This is a genomic window from Flavobacterium sp. MMLR14_040, from assembly GCF_033657265.1.
Classification (GTDB): domain Bacteria; phylum Bacteroidota; class Bacteroidia; order Flavobacteriales; family Flavobacteriaceae; genus Flavobacterium.
On sequence record NZ_JAWVWO010000021.1, the window covers coordinates 44,031 to 62,745 of the forward strand.

Here is an 18,715-nt window from a genome sequence, read left to right on the forward strand (position 1 = left end):
ATGGCAACTCAAACTAAAGAACAAAAAAGTCATGGTTCTTCAACCGAACAATTGCTACAGGAACAAGGCAGCAAAATAAATTTATTAAATGAATATGGTGGTTTTGCCTTCTTAGAAAATGTAATCGACGGATTGTCAAACTTAAATCCTACTAGAAAAGCGAGAAAAAATATTTTTCTTAATGATGCCCAATGGGAAAATGAAAGAACAACGCTAACCAATAGACTTGAGTTATGGCTGGATCTATTAAAAGGCAACGATTCTGTTGAATCAATGATCGAAGTAGCCAATACAAAAGCTACATCTGCAGATTCAACATTAAACAGGAATTTAAAATATGCATTAAATGTTTCAAGAGAGTTAGAAACATCTTACCGCAGTGTCGCTTTATTTTATAAAAATGCTGAAAGTGATAAAATTAAAAATGTAACTATCGTAAATGCAGATATATCTCAATTAAAAGATTTAGATAATACTTTGTTTATTGATTATGTTTCAAACGAATTAAAACAAAATTTTGACCGATTAGATTTGAGAAAAAACTACTCTATTCTTTCAGTACCTGGTTATTTAGGTTCTAATGCTGTTTTAGATAAATGGTCTAAAATAGCACATGAAAACAAAACAGTATTACTAACTGATTTTCAAGATCTTGAAACTCCAGATGATGTTATAGATATTTTCTTTAATGCGAATCATACAGGTGGTGATGTATTTAAATCTAATACAATCATGACTTGTAACTATTTACTGGGAAGAAGTAAATATGATGAAGTTGGAGAGGAAGATAATTTATATGTACCGCCATCAACTTCTTTAGCTGGTAAAATCTACAAAACGCTAATGTCTCAGGTTGTTGCAGGTAAAAAATTTGGCGGTCTAAACGAAGTCGAAAGTGTTCGTTTTGATTTGAAAAAGAGCGAAATTTCAGAACTTGAAAAAATGGGTCTTGTACCAATGGTAAATGAATATAGTAAAATTATGGCTTTCTCTGCTAAAACATTATTTAACGGAGATAACCTAGGTTTACAAACTTACTCGGTAGTAAGAGTATTTGACCACATTACAAAAGTGCTTTTCGACTTTTTAAACAGAAGAGCTTTTGAAAACTGGACAACAAGAACAGAAGCTGATTTAAGAAGCCAAATCATTAAGTTTTTAGATGGAATTAAAGGTCCAACTAATCTTATTGAAAAATTTACAGTAATGAAAATTGAACAAGATAAAACTCAAAAAGACAGAATTTTATTGGATATTCATATTACACCATATTTTCCAGCTAAAAGCTTTGTAATTCAATTAGATGGACATAAAGGAGATGGTCCAGAAGAAGCTGTTTGGCATAGTGATTATAAACAAGTTTAGACAAAATTATATATAATATTTATTTTTTACCCCGAAAAGTTTTTAACTTTTCGGGGTTTTTTAATATAAAAATTATAAAATATTAAATAACTAACGAAAGATAATTTGTTTTTTTATTTACTATATTCAATTCTTTCACAGAGTTTTTTAAATAATACCAAAGTTTGTGAGGCAATTGTTTTCTAAATCTTCTCTTTCTATTGATATAATTTATAATCATCTTTTTAGGCGAGACGTATTACTAATGCCTAAGAATGAAAAAAAATCAATATTATAAAATTCAAAAAACTACTCTGTGCAGATGTGGAAAAATAAGATTTTTTTTGCTTTTTACGACGAAAAATTTAAGGTGCTTGAACATTGATAATAAATAATTTAGTGACTTAAAACAAAAGTGATTTTAAGAAACTATTACAAAGTAAAATTCTATTAGCGCCAACTTCTTTTTCAGACAAACTTCAAGATAGTTATGCCCCTAAACATAAATAACTGCAAATCAAAAAATTAAATAAAAAAATATTAACTTTATAAGCACTAACAAAAACCTTATTCGTAATTCAATAATCTCATGATTCAAATCTTAAGATGGTTCTATTGTTACAGAACAATTTAGTACAAGAAGAAATTAACTAATCGGTTTAGGCTTCCAATAGTTTGCTTCTATTTTCAAAAAAATATCTGTGAATTTTTCGAAAACATTTCTCAGACAACTGTAATATATTTTTTTATTAACAATATATATATTTTATGAAAAACATTACACATTTCTATAGCTTAAACCCTGAGTGGCAAAATGATTTTGCAAAGGGATTAGGAACAAAAGTTATTGATAATAAAATAATGATTTTTCCTGAAACAATAGGTAATGGACATGCCTATTTTACTCAAGTAACAGCAGGTATTTCAGCTTTGTTTTTTGATTTTGAATTAACTAATCCCGTAAAAATAACACGATTAAATTCTAATCATCATTTATATATTTTTCACTACGACTTAAGTGAACAAATAAACTTAATAAAAATCAATAATATTAATTATGAAATTGGTTCATTCGAAAAATTAGAACTTGCCATAATTGACAATAAACTAGACAGTGTTTTTCAGCCTCCTCTGAACAAAAGAATAACGGCATTACGTATATTGGTTGACAAAACCTTACTCAACGATTTCATGCAAAAATATCCTGAAAGAGAAATAACAAAGAACACTGCTCAATATGAAAGTAATGCACTATACCATTATGGAAATATAGACAGCAACAGTATGTTACTGATTCAATCGATGAAAAACAGATCGATCCATGACATTTCTTTTGATTCTTTGCTCAAAGGTATTTCCTTAAAATTGCTTGGAAATTTTTTTAATAAATTTTATAAATCTTTCGACAGTACCAGAGATATTACAGAGATGGATCTGAATGCCGTTATAAAAACTAAGGAATATTTGCTTAATAATTTATATGGTCCTTTTCCTTCGGTAACTTTTATAGCAGCAATGGCAGGAATGTCTGAATCGAAATACAAAATTCTATTTAAAAAATGCTTTGACGATACTCCAAATAATTTTTTCATAAAAGAAAAAATGCTTCTTGCTCAAACATTATTTAAAAGTGGTCAATTTAAAACTATCAATGATGTTGTTTACACATTAAGTTACAGCAAAACTAGTTATTTCACAGCTAAGTATTTTGAAATCTTTCAACATAAACCAATGGATGATTTTATTAAAAAAACTAATTAATATATGCTGTAGTATTCAATTTATTAAAGAGTTCATGATAGTAAATAAAAAAAGGGTATTTTACAATACCCTTTTTTTAATCATTCATTAATTATTTACGTGAATTATGAACTCAGAACGTCTGTTTTCCTGATGTTCCACTTCAGAACATTTTACACCATTCGTACATCTGTTTATTAAACGGGTTTCACCATACCCCTGTCCAGTCACACGACTTTCGTCAATTCCATGTTCTACGATATAGTCCACGGTCACTTTAGCTCTATTTTCCGACAGCTTCATGTTAAATTCGTCCCTACCTCTACTATCTGTATGGGAATTAATTTTTAAAGAAATACTCGGACGGGTTTTCATTAATTCTACCACTTTGTTCAATTCTGCTTTAGAAGATTCTCTAATCTTAAATCCATTGTAATCAAAATAAATAGGATTTAACTTTAATTTATTTGTAAGATCATCTCCTTCCTGCAACGTAACTTTTTGATTATCAACAATTACCTCCAATTCATTAATAAAATCAAATGAGTAATCACGTTTTTCAGCTGGTTTCATTGCAGGTACAGCTTGTATTTTTTCAGCAAGTCCAGGTTTTTTATATACTAATTTGTAATCCTTATAAGATTCAAGATCAGCAGTATATTTACCATTTTTATCACTATAAACCGTTTTCACAGCACCACCGGCTGCATTATAAATTTCAACAGCAACACCTTCAATTGGAGTACCATCTGTATATTTCAATTCTCCAGATACAATTGGATTAATATTAAAATCAAAAATTACTTTTCTATTTTCTATGAAAGAATACATATCATCATTTCCACTTCTGTTAGATGAAAAATATCCTTTTCTTGTTTTGCTCTTGTTGCTCCTATTGCTCCAGCTAATCCCTGTGTCATGTTGCTCCTTTATCGGCATACGTCTTTAAAATTATAAATTAGGGCAATTCAATAAATAAAAAAATATAATACACTGTTTGTCAACAACATATATACAAAAAATCCATATTCACTTAAATAACTTCTTAGTATGGAATCGCTTTCGATCCATTAGATATAAATTTCGACATTTAATATTTTAAATACAGAAAGCAATAAGTATGAAAAATAAAAAATGTGTTCGTTAACTAAAATTGCACTTAAAGTTGTTATTATATAACAAGTGACTAAAATTATATAACCAGAAAAATCCATTCAGCATTTACATTTGACAGGTCGTTAAAATATTTTGAATAATCAAATTAGACTTTTGTTTATCTAAATCAAACGATAAGAAACGCCCAAAAACTTTTTATGAATCCTTTTAAATTCAATACAAATGATTTACTTAGATACTGACTTAATGCGATTTTTAGATGCACAAAACAAACTTTATCTTACTGCATTTTCAGAAATCAAAAAAGGCAAAAAACAAACTCATTGGATGTGGTTTATCTTTCCACAAATAAAAGGACTTGGTACTAGCAGTATCGCAAACTATTATGCTATAAAAGATCTTAAGGAAGCTGGGGAATTTTTGCAGCATCCTGTATTAGCCAAACATCTTATAGAAATTTCAAAACTTTTACTGACCTTTAAAAGAAAATCTATTGAATCTATTTTGGGAGATTTGGATGCTCGCAAACTACGTTCTTCAATGACTCTTTTCTCTCAGGTCGAAAATGCTGACCCGGTTTTTAGAGAAGTTTTAGATACTTTTTTTGCCGGCGAAGTTGATATGCAGACTTTGTCATTGCTTAATTCTAGTATTAAGTTGGCTGTGGCATAATTAGAATAAAAAAAAGTGTACAAAAAATGTACACTTTATGAATTCATTATTTACTAATGTTTTTACTTTATTTCTAACTCTATCAATAAATCTTTTTAATTCGCTAATCCCGATTTATAAAATAAAGCTTTTGCTCATAATCCGAAATCGAAACCAAAGCCCTATAAATATACTTCGCCACGAAAGCCCCACCATCAATATTAATTAAATCAACATCATCTTCCGGAGTATGATATTGCGGATGTCCTCCTGTATGAAAACCTATTACAGATATTCCAGATTTGTAAAACGAAACATGATCAGATCCTCCCACTTCTCCGGCGTGTACGACAGGATTGAGGCCACTGTTTTCGCCTAGCTTTTTCATTAGTTCTACTCCTTCGGGAAAAGTTCCGGCGCCGCCCATATAGATTTGTTTTTCTGGGTTTAATCTTCCTACCATATCCATGTTGAGCATTACTTTTACGGCGGTTTTTTCGACTGGTAAATGAGAAACGAAATATTTAGATCCTAATAAACCTTCTTCTTCTCCGCTAAAGGAAATAAAAATAATACTTCTTTTCGGTTTCACTTTAGCTTTTGATAATTCTTCTAATATGCAAAGCAAAGCCGAAACTCCGGATGCATTATCATCTGCTCCGTTGTGAATCGCTACAACATCTTTCTTTTTACTTCCGGAAGTTTGTCCGCCCCAACCCCAATGGTCGTAATGCGCTCCAATTACTATAAATTCGTTTTTCAGGTTTTCATCTGATCCTTCGATATAACCAACAACATTTTGAGTAGTAACGCTGTCTGATTTCACTTTATTCAAACCTTCTTTTACAAAAAGATTAAAAGATTGGTAATAACTATCGTCGAACTTTTTTAAACCATATTTTTTAAAATATTTTTCGATATAAGCTGCTGCATCATTATTGCCTTTTGTTCCGGGAAAGCGGCCTTGCATTTTATCTGACGAAAGATATTTATCGTGTTCATAAAATGTTTTGGCATTGATTCCGTCCTGAGCATTGACTACTAGATTGGCAAATAATGCAAATAGTAATACGATCTTAAATTTTGAATTTTGGATGAGTTTCATAATTAGGGTTAATTAGTTTTAACACATGGAGACATAGTATTATTCATAGCTTTAAAAAAGGCGTTTCACTTGCATTAACAAACATAGTTTCTTTGTGACTATGTGTGAGAAACTAGTTTCTTTTTATATTCTTTTTTTACTCATTTCAATATAAATCTATGTTTTTATGTGTTGAACAAATTTTTTTTGAATTACAGTAAACAGGTTATTTTTCTATTTTATCTAATTCACATCAAAACTTACGTGCTTGATATATTTTCGATTATACGTATATAAAATATGTACTTTTTTGTCTGAAGTCTGAATAATCGCCGGATAACTGAATTCGCCTTCTGGTTGATATTCTAAATCGAAAAGTTTTTCCCAATGAATTCCGTCTTTGGAATGTTCTACGTCTAATACATTTCGTCCGTTGAACCAGTCTTTTCCTTGTTTTAGGGGATTATTAACCAGTAAAAAAGATTTTTTGGATAATGTTAAAGCATCAATTCCTGAATTTGAATTCACGACATTAATACTATCTGTTTTACTCCAATTTTGACCGCTATCTTCAGACCAGCTTGTAATTAGTTTATTGTGTTTACTTCTAAACAACATCTGAATTGTTTTATCTGAATGCATCAAAAATGTCGGCTGAATAATATCAAAATTCTGATTGTTTTCTATATTAATTTTCTCCCATTTTCCGGTTGCTTCTGTATATGTTTCGACGTGACTTCTCCATTCGTTTTTTTCTACGCTTTCGGTACTGCTTCCGCATAAAATAACTCCGGGAATTACTTCTATAGGTTTGTTTTTTATTGGTCCTAAAATACCTTCAGGTAAATATTCGGGATTACTCCAAGTTGTTCCATCATCTTTAGAAGTAATCATAGCGCCAAACCATTCTCTTGGATTTTTACCGACTTTATAAAATAAATACAAGATTTTGCTTTTGGATTTAAATAAAACCGGATTCCAACAAGCCAAAGTATCTTTTTCCTTTATTAAAGGTTTAATCAAGTTTTGAGGTGCAGACCAGGTTTTGTTTTTATAGTTTGAGAAATAAATCCCAACGTCTTTTGCACCTTCGTAACTTCCGCCAAACCAAGCGGCCATGATTTCGTTTGGTTTTATTTCAACCAAAGTTGCAGCATGACTGTTTGTGGTAATTGGTTTTTCTGTTATAAAAGTATTTCTAATATTATAAGCTTGTGTGTTCTGTTTTTGAGAAGTACACGTAATACTTATCAAAACGAATAATAGTATTGAATAAAATTTTGAAATCATTGTATTGTAAAAGTTTTTAAAGTGAAATTTGAATGGTAATTTCAAATCTTACTTTCATTTAATGGCAGGAATTATTTTTTGCTCAAGCCTAATTTATGTCCCCAAACTGCATAGTATAAAATAATGATATAACATGGCAACAAAATCCAATATCCTTCTGTAGCTGCATGAGCTGTTGCAAAAGTATCATTGATTCCAAACGAAACCATATCTGCTTTGGTTAAATCTACAATTTTTCCATATAAAGGAGGAATAACTGCTCCTCCGGAAATTGCCATAATCAATAATGCCGAAGCCGTTTTGGTAAACTTTCCCAGACCTTTTAATGTTAATGGCCATATTGCCGGCCACACCAATGCATTTGCAATTCCTAGTGCTGCTACAAAAAGTATAGACACAAAACCTGTAGTGAAAACAATGCAAAAACAAAATATGATGCCCAAAATGGCACTTAATCTTAAAGCCAAAGCCTGAGTAATAAATTTCGGAATTAAAAATACACCCAAAATATAAGTTCCTACCATTGCCATCAAAGTGAATGTTGTAAAAAACTTAGCATCTGCTGCAGGAAAACCTAATGAAATTCCATAAGCTATAATCGTGTCTCCAGCAATAACCTCAACACCAACATACATAAATAACGTTAATACGCCTAACCATAAATGTGGGAACTGAAAAATACTTGTTTTTGTTGTTTCACCTTCTTTTGATTCTTCAATTGGTGCGGCTTCAACATCCGGCAAAGGTGCTTTTAGAATTAAAACTCCCAAAACAAATAAAACAAGAGCCATTATTAAATATGGTGCTACTACACTATCAGCCATCGTGTCTAATAATTGTGCTTTTTCTGTAGCGTTTACAACAGTTAATTTCTTTTGAATTTCATCAATTCCGGATAATAAGATTGCTCCAAAAATTAAAGATCCAAGTGCACCCGCTATTTTATTGCAAATTCCCATAATAGAAATGCGTTTCGCAGCGCTTTCAATTGGGCCAAGAATTGTAATATAAGGGTTTGATGCCGTCTGTAGTAATGTCATTCCTGTTCCCTGAATAAAAATACCTGTTAAAAACATCCAATAGGTTCTGGCTTCTGCCGCCGGAATAAAAACCAAAGCGCCAACTGCCATAACAAATAAACCTAAAGACATTCCTTTTTTATATCCAATTTTACTTAGAATATAAGAGGCTGGCAATGCCATCACGACAAATGATATATAAGATGCTGATGCTACTAAAAGTGATTGCGCGGATGTCAATTCGTTTATCGTTTTCATAAACGGGATTAATGCGCCATTAATCCAGGTTACAAATCCAAAAATAAAAAATAGTCCGGCAATAATTAGTATTGGTATTAATGTGGTTTGGTTAGATGAGGATGGTTTATTGGTATTAGCCATAATTTTATTTTTTGTTGATTATCGTCTTCTACATTTTTAACTGACTCACGTTAAAATTTGCGATAACCCTTTTAATAATTTTTTTTCATTGTTTTGTCTTTGGCTATTTTAGAAATAGTCGTATAAAACAAAAGGAGAGTTACCTCTCCTTTTATCTTTAAAGTAACGAACCTCTTTATCTTTACTTTATTTATTTGATGTCCCACCAAAGTCTCGTACCACCTGAGTCCGGACCTCCAAGTTTTGTGATAGCATCTGTAACGGCGTCTCTGTTTGAAGAGTATTCGTTTGTAACAAAGATTACACGTTTCATTAAACTTTTTCCAACACCTGCTTCAACATTATCTGTGTTAATGGGTGGGTAGATTACTTTTGCATCACTTCTACGTAAATCGGCCCATGCTTCCCAAGATTCAGGGAATATTGCTAAATATTTTTGAACCGCAATTTGTGTACGTTGGTTTGCTTCAGAAGCATCCCATGTTACAGGAAGTGTAACTGGAACTGTCTCTAATCCTATAGTTGGGTAAAGAGCTGCAGCAGATGGTACAGATGGTGTAGATGTTCCTGCAATATAATTAGCAATTGCAGTTGCATCAGTAACTCCCCATTGTCTCAATGATAATGCAATACCCTGCTCGTACAAAGTTTGTGCATTATTGCCCATATTCCATCCGTTCAATGCACCTTCAGCTCTGCTTAAATAATTTTCAGAAGCCATGAAGATTTCAATGTTTTTAGTTTCGCTTAGAGTTCCGTTAGAACCGCTTCCTAATACATCATTATTAAACATAGAGAAAGTTGTTGTTCCAAACTGACCTTGTAAACCTCCAACTGGTCGACCTCTATAAAATTGAGCTGCAGGTGCAGCTGTAGGGTTAGCTGGTGAGAACCATTTAGCAAGTCTAGGATCATCATATCCTACAAGTAAACTTTCCATAGACGCAGTCATATAATACCCCCAGGCATTTACAATCATATTCAGGTTGTTTGGCGTAATATTACTAACTTTGAAAGTTGCACTTTGCTCATTAGTTTCTATAACACCTGCGGCTACTGCAGCTTCTGCCTGAGTTTTTGCTTTTGCAGGATCTACATCAGAAATTCTTAAGGCTAAACGTAATCTCATACTGTTACCAAATCTTTTCCAGTTTGCAACATTTCCTGAATACACTCTGTCATTTGGCTGAAGTGCAGCCACTGTAGTTACAGAAGTACTATTAAGTGTAGCATTTGCTTCGTCTAACAATTTGAAAAAATCTGCATAAATAAAATCTACACTATCATAAGGTACTTTTTCTTTATTATTTCCTGCTTCTGTATAAGGAATTGGACCGTAACAATCTACCATTTGATTGTACATGAATACTTTCCATATTTTCAATACAGCAAGAGCTTCTGCATTTCCTTCAGATGCTTTAATAGCATTGTTCAAAGCTGGCACAGCAACTGTGTAAAATCTTAACCATCCACGTCCTTCATAACCATTTACGAAAGCATTTCTTTCTGTACCGTATCCACAACTAAGATATTGTGTAAACGTTGAAGGTAAAATACCTGTCGCAATACCCCAGGTTCCCTGATCATCAACTCCTGGAGATGAATAAGAACCATTGTGTATTCCTGCATATAATGCTGAAGCAAACGCAGGACCTGCAAGAGTTTGATCTAACTGATCTTCTGTTAAGGTATTTTTGTTAGTATTTATTTCATCAAAATCCTTCGTACAGCTTGAAAAAACAGCGAGCATCGACACGACAACTCCTATTGTTTTAATTTTATAATTTTTCATATTATCTCTCTTTTTTTAAATTAAAATCCAAACCTTACATTAACACCGTACTCTCTTGTTGAAGGAATATTGAAAGATTCAATACCTTGCAAGTTTCCTGTACCTGCTCCAGCTTCCGGATCAAAATATTTTGCTTCGTTTAAGAAAAAGAATAGGTTTCTTCCAACTACTGAAAAGTCGATACTTGCGAATCCAGAATTTTGTAACATACGTTTTGGAAGAGAATATCCAAAAACAAGTTCTCTTAATCTGATATTTGTAGCATCATAAATAAAAGGTTCTGCGACCGGAGTTCTTTGCCCGATTGCTGTCCAATATTGTTCTGCTGTAATACTTGTAGTGTTTGGAGTATAAGTAGTTACACCACCAGTAGTTGTTCCTACAACACCATCAACAACAATTCCGCCTTCTCTTCCTGCCAAAGTAATATCACTTACACCTAAACCAGCTTGTCTTGCTTGTGTATAAGAGATCACTTCTCCACCAATTCTGAAATCAACTAGGAAACTTAGTGAAAAATCTTTGTATTTGAAATTATTTTTTAATCCTGCAGTCCAGTCAGGGTTAAAGTTACCGGCACGAACACTAAAATCATCAGTTGCTAAAGGTATACCTGCAGCATTTACAATCATTTGACCATCTGGAGTTCTTTGGAATCCTTTGATGTAAAGATCACCATATTCTCCACCTTTGACAACTTTACTTCTAACCAATCTTCCTTCACCAATAACCAATTCCTCTCTGTTATCATAAATAGAAGTGATTTTAGATTTATAAGAAGCATAATTCGCCATAACATCCCAAGAGAAATTCTCTGTTTGAATAGGAGTTGCAGTAAGCGTAAGCTCGATACCTTTGTTTTCAATGTCTCCACCGTTTAATACAGCTCTTGATTTTGAAGAAGATTCAGGAGTATTAATGTAGAAAATCTGATCTGACGTTTTTGTTTGGAAATAAGTAAAATCCAATCCTAAACGATTTTTGAAGAATCTAACATCTGCACCAAACTCAGAAGAACTTGACATCTCTGGTTTTAAATTAGGGTTTGCAGCTGTAGTTTGAGAATACAACATACCGCCATTTCCACCAATATATGATAATTGAGAACTTGTTTGGTAAGGATCTGTATCGTTACCTACTTTTGCGTAAGAAGCTCTTACTTTTGCAAAACTAATAACTTCCGGCAAAGTAGCCATATCAGAGATTACTGCTGAAAGACCTGCTGATGGATAGAAGAAAGATCTGTTTTGAGAAGGTAAAGCAGAAGACCAATCATTTCTCGCCGTGATGTCTAAGAATAAGTAGTTTCTGAAACCAATTTGAGAGAATCCGTAAACAGAGTTAACTTGTTTTTCTGACATTGCTGAAGTTGATGTAACTGTTGCAACATTGATCAAAGAAAAATAGTTTCTTTTACTTAAAACTCCTCCAGATGTTAAAGAAGAACTAGACTGTTTCAACATGTTGGCACCAGCATTAAGACCAATTGTGAAATCTCCAAATTTCTCTTTATAAGAAAGTAATGCATCAGTATTAAATTCACTTACTGTTTCATAGAATTCACTATATGAACCTAAGTTGTTATTAAATGCTCTGGTTGCATATCTGTTTCTAATTGTTTTGTTAGTCATTTGATCTAAACCAGTTCTTACTTGTAAACTTATCGTATTTGTAATATCATATTTAAGAGATGCAAGACCAATAAATCTGTTTCTTCTGTCATCTCGTGAATCGTCACGTAATGCAGACCAGTAAGGGTTTCCTCCTGGAGAACCTGCTTCGTCAATAAAATAATTTTGTTGCAATTGACCTGCAGCATCAGTATATTCAAAATCTCTGTATTCGTTAAATTTAATACTACGAGGCAATAAATAAGCAGAAGTACCAATAGACTCCTCACCAGTTCTTAATAAATTGTCAATGTTTTGAACGATGTAGTTTGTTTTTACATCCAAAGAAAATTTATCAGATAATTTACTAGTCAATCTTAAGTTAAGGTTGTGTCTGTCTAAAGCATTCCCCTGAACGATACCTTCTGCACGTGTATTTGTATAAGAGAAATACCCTTGTGCTTTTTCATTTCCGGTAGTGATAGATAATGTATTTGCTAAATTATAACCTGTTTTATAAAAATCGATAACGTTGTTTGGCTGTGGGCTGTAATCCGTAGTTGCAGGTCCTGCATAATTAGGATTACGTTGCAACTGCCATGCTGCAACCTGTCTTCCGTCTAATTTTCCTCCCCAGCTTGATACAGAAATAGGATTATAAACTCCTCCATCTCCCTGACCGTACTCGTTTTGGAAATTTGTCAAATTGTAAGCTGTAGAAGCCATAAAATTAGATGACAATGAAACTGAAGTTTTACCAGCTTTACCAGACTTAGTTGTAATAATAATAACACCATTACTCGCTCTGTTTCCGTAAAGTGCTGCTGCAGATGGTCCTTTAAGAACTGTCATCGAAGCAATGTCTTCCGGGTTAATGTTCGAAATACCATCTGGCTGTGTAGTTCCTCCTGTATCAATATCAGGATTACCAGTTGTAGTTCCGTTACTAATTGGCACACCGTCCACTACATATAGAGGCTGGTTGTTACCGTTAAGAGACCTGTTACCTCTTAAAGTAATTCTTGATGAACTTCCTACACCATTTGAAGTTGTAGAATAGTTAAGTCCTGCTACCTTACCAGAAAGTGAGTTGGCAACGTTTAAAGACCTAGCTTGAGATACCTCAGCTACATCAATGTTCTGAGCAGAATAAGTAACCGCTTTTTTCTCTCTTTTAATACCAAGAGCAGTTACTACTACTTCGCCTAACTGATGCGTATCTGCACCTAATGTTACATTGATAGTAGTTTGTCCTGAAACAGGAATCTCTTTTGAGGCAGAACCAACATAAGAGAAAACCAAAACTGCTGATTGATTGGGAACATTGATACTAAATTTACCATCAAAATCTGTTGATACACTAGTTTTCGTTCCTTTAACGACAACATTTGCTCCAGGGATCGGAATTCCGCTAGAAGCATCTGTTATCATTCCCTTTACTGTTGTAGTTTGTGCCTGAAGATTTTGAAATCCAAACAAGCAAACCAACAACAATAATTTTAGTACGTCTTTAATCATATAGGTTGTTTTTTGAGTTAATAACATGTTAAATTTAAGGATCCCGTTTGTTAACTAAATCATTATTTCGACAAATGACAGCTTTGAAAAGGTGTTTGACAAACTTTTGTTTAAAACCCCTGATTTTACTATTAAAATCCTTACGTTTTCAGGGGTTACATATTATTAATCTTTGCATTTTATTAATTTCTTAAAGGAATTCGAATCAAAACACTTAAAACACTAAATATTTTACTTTCCCCTTCGTCGAAAATACTATTCTACAACCTTAAAATTTAACTTTTGCAAATCGGTAGAATTTCCACCTACCATAACTTCAAAGTCTCCCGGCTCAACAACACGCTTCATTTCTCTGTTCCAGATAGATAATTCATCAGCCGTTAATGTAAATTCTACTTTTTTGGTTTCACCTTTTTTAATAAACAGCCTTTTGAAACCTTTTAATGTTTTTCTCGGAGTCGTTACACTACTATATACATCCTTTATATATAATTGTACGACTTCATCCCCATCATAATTCCCTGTATTTTTAACATCTACACTTACTTTCAATTCACCGTCGGCTTTAATTTCTTTAGTATTGATGGCAAAATTTGAATATTCAAACTTGGTATAACTTAAACCGTAACCGAATGTATAAAGTGGATTTTCGCTTTCTGAAACATATCTGTGAATGGCAGACGGTTTTTGGTTATAATATATAGGTAGCTGCCCAACTGATTTTGGAACTGTAATTGGCAATCTTCCACCCGGATTATAATCTCCAAATAAAACATCGGCCACAGCCCTTCCTCCTGCTTCACCCGGAAACCAGGCTTCAACAAGTGCCGGAATATTTTCGCTGATCCAGTTTGTTGAAAGTGGACGACCGTTTAACAACACACAAACGACCGGAGTTCCTGTTTTCTGAATCGCTTCGATTAATTCCTGCTGCATTCCGTGTAAGTCTAAACTTGCTACGTCTCTGTTTTCTTCAACCAATTCGTTTGATTCTCCTAAAACTACAATCGCAACGTCTGCTTTTTTAGCAATATCTATCGCTGGCTGAAAGTTTACTTTTTCCAGATTCCAACGCAAGTGCGCTCTGGCTCCCCAGCCGCCTTCCCACATTTCGATGCGGACTTTGTATTTTTTTCCTGCTTCGATATTTTTTGGAGTCGTAACCATACTTGTAGCTCCTTTTGTCCAATTGTCAATCACTAACTGATCGTCAACCCACATTCTGATTCCGTCATCTGAACTTAAGCCTAACCAGCCATCAAATGATTTTTCTGATTGAATATAACCTGTCCAACGAATAGAGAAATCATCATCTGTAACACCATCGCCAGGAGACCAAGGCCAGTCAAATTCCAATTGATTGTCAATACGAGTTAATACCGGATTTCCTTCTACATTCCTGTTATTGAAATATTCACCTTTTAATCCGTTTTGAGATCCATCAGGAGTAAATAAAAATTTCGACGGAATAATTTGTCCTTTTACAATCAAGGAAACACCCTCTTCATAAAGTACATTTGTTTTTGCACCGGCAACTTGCTTAATTCCTTCCAAAACCGTAGTTCCTACTTTGTTTTTTACAGCATATCCTCCTAATCTTGATGCATCAGCATTTGGTCCGATCACGGCAACTGTCTTAATATCTTTGCTTAAAGGCAAAATATTATTATCATTTTTTAATAAAATAATAGATTTACGACCTGCTTCTAAAGCAGCTTCCTGATTTTCTTTCGTATGAAAACGCTCTTTAATCAGTTTTTTATCTGTGTATGGATTTTCGAATAATCCCAATAAAAATTTAAGTCTTAAAACACCGCCTGCAGCACGGTCAATTTGCTCCATTGTCAGTTTCTTTTCGCCTACCAATTCTATAATGCTTTGTTGCCAAAATTCATTTGTAAAATCATAAAACTGCATATCAACTCCAGCAGCAACCGCTTCTCTAATACTTTCTTTTGGAGAATTAGTTACGTAGTGTGTTGTTTGTAAATATTTAATAGCACCTAAATCTGATACTACAATTCCTTTAAAACCCCATTCTTTTCTCAAAACATCCGTCAACAACCAATGATTTGCAGCACAAGGAATTCCGTCTAATTCAGAATAGGCACACATGGTTCCTAAAGCGCCGCCTTTTCTAAATGCTTTTTCAAATGATGGAAGATGATCTTCACGAGCCGAACGCTCTCCTACCAAAATTGGTGATGAATTTCCTCCTGCTTGCGGTATTCCGTGAACGGCAAAGTGTTTTGGTTCTGAAATTATAGTACGATCTGATCTTAAATCATCGCCCTGCATTCCTTTAATCATCGCCAAACCAATCTCGCTATTTAAATAAGCGTCTTCACCAAAAGTTTCTGCAACTCTTCCCCAACGTGGTTCGCGACCCAAATCTAAATTCGGTCCTAAACCAAAATGAACCCCGTGTGCTCTTGCTTCCATCGCAATAACTTTACCCACTTTATCCATTACATTCGTGTCCCAGGTTGCACCCAAACTTATATTCATTGGGAAAGCTGTACTTCCATCATCCAGATACCCGTGAAGCATCTCACACATAATAAGTGCCGGAATTCCCCATTTGTTATTTTTAATCACTTCACTTTGAAGATCATTGATCATTTTTGCCGAACGCGGATAAAGATCATGGATCGCTCCAATTCCTAAATTTCCAATTTTAGCATCTGATTTTGATTTAGAGAAATCTTCTTTTTCCTTAAAAAGTTCTCCTCTGTACATATCCATTTGGCGGGCTTTTTCCTCCAGAGTCATTCGGCTTAACAAGTCTTTTACCCTATCCTCAACAGGCAATTTTGCATCCTGATATGGGTATTTTTTCTGCGCATAGGTTTGGTTAAAAAAACCTACAGCCATTACAAAAATAATGGCTGTTTTTTTGATTTTTAGTTGTAACATAGTTGTGAGAGTTTAATTTTGAATCACTTTTAGTGTATTTCCATTCACAAAATCGTCATGAGAAATGAAAAAGCTATTAAGTGTTTTTCCGTTTAGTTCAATCGCATTGATTTTTCCATCAGTATTGATTTCTTTTTCAATTACAATATTTTCTTTTTTATAATATTTTGGATCTAATTTGATGGTTATTTTATCAAACATTGGCGTTGTAATCGTATAAATTGGATCTCCCGGAGAAATTGGATAAATTCCCATCATTGAATAAACCAACCAAGCCGACATTGTTCCGGTATCATCATTGCCCGGTAAGCCTTTTGGTTTATTTTGAAAATATTCCTTCACCAGTTTTTTCACCATTTCCTGTGCTTTCCATTCGTCTCCTTTTACATAATTAAACAAATAAGGATTTGCAATATCAGGCTCATTGGCCATATCAAATTGTTTGATATCGAATACTTTTTGCAATTGATTAGAGAACTCTTTTTCACCGCCCATCAATTTGATCAATCCCTTAATATCATGCGGAACCATAAATGCATATTGCCATGCATTTCCTTCGATAAAACCAACATTTTCTTCAAAATTTGCTCCGGATGCAGGATCGAAAGGTTCATACCATTTTCCGTTTGCTAATCTTGGTCGAAGTAATTTTAAATCGCTGTCATATAATTTTCGGTAGGATAATGAGCGTTTCGTAAAACGGTTATAATCGTCTTTTTTACCCAAAGCTTTCGCTAAAAGTGAAATTGCATAATCTGAAGTATTATATTCCTGCGTAGTAGAAACGGGTCCACGATAATTGGTTGATAAATATCCTTTTTCGATATATTCTTTAAGTCCCGGACGCAACGGATTATTTTCGATTTGATCAGCACCTTTTAACATCGCATAATAGGCTTTGTAAATATCAAAATCCTGAATTCCCTTTAAACAGGCATCAACGATAACAATACTTGCCGGATCTCCTACCATAGTAAATGTTTCTGTCGAATTTAATTCCCATTTTGGCAGCCAGCCGTTTTCATCATACATTTCCAACATGCTTTTTATCATATCAGATTGTTGTTTAGGATAAACCAAAGATGTTAACGGATGCATGTTTCGATACGTATCCCACAAAGAAAACGTGGTATAACGGGTATCTTCGGTTTTAGCAATCTTAGTTCTTTTTATTACAGGATATTCTCCGTTATAATCGTTTAAAGTATTGGGATGAATTAAAGTGTGGTATAATGCGGTATAAAAAATCGTTTTATCGTCTCCTGAACCGCCTTCAACCAAAATCTTCGAAAGTTCTTCGTTCCATTCGTTGTAAGTATCTTTATAAACCGCGTCAAACAATTTGTCTCCGGTTTCTTTTTCTAAATTTTCTCTTGCATTTTCAATACTTACATACGAAATTCCAATTTTTACCTCAACCGTTTCCTGTTTAGTAAACTTGTACGTAAAATAAGTTCCAATACTGTCACCAACAACCGTTTTAATAGTATTGTCCATCATTCTGGTTTTGCCGTTGTAGGTCATCCATTGCGCTTCTGTACCTTCATATTTTGATGTCTTTTTCCAAACGCCGAATTTATCTGCAGGTTTAGAAAACTTCGCCACAAAATATACAGGATAAGCATCTTCTGGACTATTATAACAAAACGAACCAACGGAACGCATTCCTTCAATTTCGGTCGAAGACACCACTTTTACCATCGCACCTTCTTCATTGGTTAAACCTAAACCAAGATTCAGTAAAATATTCGATTGCCCTTTCGGGAAAGTAAATTTGCTTACACCAACCCTTTTCGATGCCGTAAATTCGGCTTTTACATTGTATTTGTCAATGTCTACGCTGTAATATCCAGCTTTTGCCACTTCATTTCTATAGGCAGAACCGTATTTTAAATGATTGGTTTCAACAGCTCCCGTTGTTGGCATTAGTATTAAAACACCCAACTCCGGACATCCAACGCCGCTTATATTTACCTGACTGAATCCTGTTAAAAATGTATTTTCATTTACATACGGATTCGAAAGCCATTGACTGTCTTTTTCTAATTTATTCTGTTTCCCCGCAACATTAAACGGGCTAATACTCGCCATTCCTCTTGGCGCGATTGGTCCCGGAAAAGTTGCTCCGTAATTTGAAGTTCCAATAAACGGATTTACAAAATCTGCGGGCTGCTGTGCAAAAATACTAATGCTAAAAAACAGCATGTAAAAAATACATGCTGTTAGTGTGGTTATTTTTTTAGTAAAAATCATA

Annotated in this window: 11 protein-coding genes; 3 read left to right on the top strand and 8 right to left on the bottom strand. The window is 33.7% G+C overall.

From position 1 onward, the window contains the following. Both SD960_RS20180 and SD960_RS20185 read left to right on the top strand, forming a co-directional pair. Positions 1–1,365 carry a DUF5458 family protein gene (locus SD960_RS20180; RefSeq protein WP_056250647.1) on the top strand — a complete coding sequence of 455 codons (1,365 nt, stop codon included), beginning with the start codon at positions 1–3 and terminating at the stop codon, positions 1,363–1,365. A gap of 747 nt (positions 1,366–2,112) precedes the next feature. Then, complete coding sequence (locus tag SD960_RS20185) at positions 2,113–3,105, top strand: AraC family transcriptional regulator (protein WP_318805615.1); 993 nt, start codon at positions 2,113–2,115, stop codon at positions 3,103–3,105. Between the two features lie 87 nt (positions 3,106–3,192). On the opposite strand, the gene SD960_RS20190 is transcribed toward SD960_RS20185, so the two are convergent. Next, a complete protein-coding gene (locus SD960_RS20190) occupies positions 3,193–4,023 on the bottom strand; it encodes an OmpA family protein (protein ID WP_318805617.1) in 831 nt (276 codons plus the stop codon). Between the two features lie 399 nt (positions 4,024–4,422). On the opposite strand from SD960_RS20190, the gene SD960_RS20195 reads away from it, so the two are divergent. Further along, positions 4,423–4,872, top strand: a complete 450-nt coding sequence (locus tag SD960_RS20195) for a DUF1810 domain-containing protein (RefSeq protein ID WP_318805620.1) — start codon at positions 4,423–4,425, stop codon at positions 4,870–4,872. Between the two features lie 103 nt (positions 4,873–4,975). Here the strand turns inward: SD960_RS20195 and SD960_RS20200 are convergent, their stop codons facing one another. From SD960_RS20200 to SD960_RS20230, 7 genes are all read right to left on the bottom strand, one after another. Beyond that, positions 4,976–5,956 carry a M20/M25/M40 family metallo-hydrolase gene (locus SD960_RS20200; RefSeq protein WP_318805622.1) on the bottom strand — a complete coding sequence of 327 codons (981 nt, stop codon included), beginning with the start codon at positions 5,954–5,956 and terminating at the stop codon, positions 4,976–4,978. Positions 5,957–6,178: 222 nt separating this feature from the next. Continuing rightward, a complete protein-coding gene (locus SD960_RS20205; RefSeq protein ID WP_318805625.1) occupies positions 6,179–7,225 on the bottom strand; it encodes a sialidase family protein in 1,047 nt (348 codons plus the stop codon). 71 nt (positions 7,226–7,296) lie between these two features. Then, the gene (locus SD960_RS20210) at positions 7,297–8,625 is read right to left on the bottom strand and encodes a sugar MFS transporter (protein ID WP_318805626.1); all 1,329 of its coding nucleotides are present in this window, start codon (positions 8,623–8,625) and stop codon (positions 7,297–7,299) included. 190 nt (positions 8,626–8,815) lie between these two features. Next, entirely contained in the window at positions 8,816–10,417 is a 1,602-nt protein-coding gene (locus SD960_RS20215) for a SusD/RagB family nutrient-binding outer membrane lipoprotein (protein WP_318805627.1), read from the bottom strand. A gap of 20 nt (positions 10,418–10,437) precedes the next feature. After that, positions 10,438–13,545, bottom strand: coding sequence for a SusC/RagA family TonB-linked outer membrane protein (locus SD960_RS20220; protein WP_318805629.1), 3,108 nt, complete (start codon positions 13,543–13,545; stop codon positions 10,438–10,440). A 255-nt stretch (positions 13,546–13,800) separates the two neighbouring features. Next, positions 13,801–16,461 (bottom strand): glycoside hydrolase family 3 N-terminal domain-containing protein, encoded by a 2,661-nt coding sequence (locus SD960_RS20225; RefSeq protein WP_318805630.1) that lies wholly within the window; start codon positions 16,459–16,461, stop codon positions 13,801–13,803. 12 nt (positions 16,462–16,473) lie between these two features. Next, positions 16,474–18,714 (bottom strand): GH92 family glycosyl hydrolase, encoded by a 2,241-nt coding sequence (locus tag SD960_RS20230; RefSeq protein ID WP_318805631.1) that lies wholly within the window; start codon positions 18,712–18,714, stop codon positions 16,474–16,476. Between the last annotated feature and the right edge of the window lies 1 nt (position 18,715).

Bases quoted from the DNA above. Each gene is read 5' to 3' on its own strand.
- SD960_RS20225 (WP_318805630.1), bottom strand. From the start codon at position 16,461: ATGTTACAACTAAAAATCAAAAAAACAGCCATTATTTTTGTAATGGCT.
- SD960_RS20215 (WP_318805627.1), bottom strand. From the start codon at position 10,417: ATGAAAAATTATAAAATTAAAACAATAGGAGTTGTCGTGTCGATGCTC.
- SD960_RS20205 (WP_318805625.1), bottom strand. From the start codon at position 7,225: ATGATTTCAAAATTTTATTCAATACTATTATTCGTTTTGATAAGTATT.
- SD960_RS20210 (WP_318805626.1), bottom strand. From the start codon at position 8,625: ATGGCTAATACCAATAAACCATCCTCATCTAACCAAACCACATTAATA.
- SD960_RS20190 (WP_318805617.1), bottom strand. From the start codon at position 4,023: ATGCCGATAAAGGAGCAACATGACACAGGGATTAGCTGGAGCAATAGG.
- SD960_RS20195 (WP_318805620.1), top strand. From the start codon at position 4,423: ATGATTTACTTAGATACTGACTTAATGCGATTTTTAGATGCACAAAAC.
- SD960_RS20180 (WP_056250647.1), top strand. From the start codon at position 1: ATGGCAACTCAAACTAAAGAACAAAAAAGTCATGGTTCTTCAACCGAA.
- SD960_RS20185 (WP_318805615.1), top strand. From the start codon at position 2,113: ATGAAAAACATTACACATTTCTATAGCTTAAACCCTGAGTGGCAAAAT.
- SD960_RS20200 (WP_318805622.1), bottom strand. From the start codon at position 5,956: ATGAAACTCATCCAAAATTCAAAATTTAAGATCGTATTACTATTTGCA.
- SD960_RS20220 (WP_318805629.1), bottom strand. From the start codon at position 13,545: ATGATTAAAGACGTACTAAAATTATTGTTGTTGGTTTGCTTGTTTGGA.
- SD960_RS20230 (WP_318805631.1), bottom strand. From the start codon at position 18,714: ATGATTTTTACTAAAAAAATAACCACACTAACAGCATGTATTTTTTAC.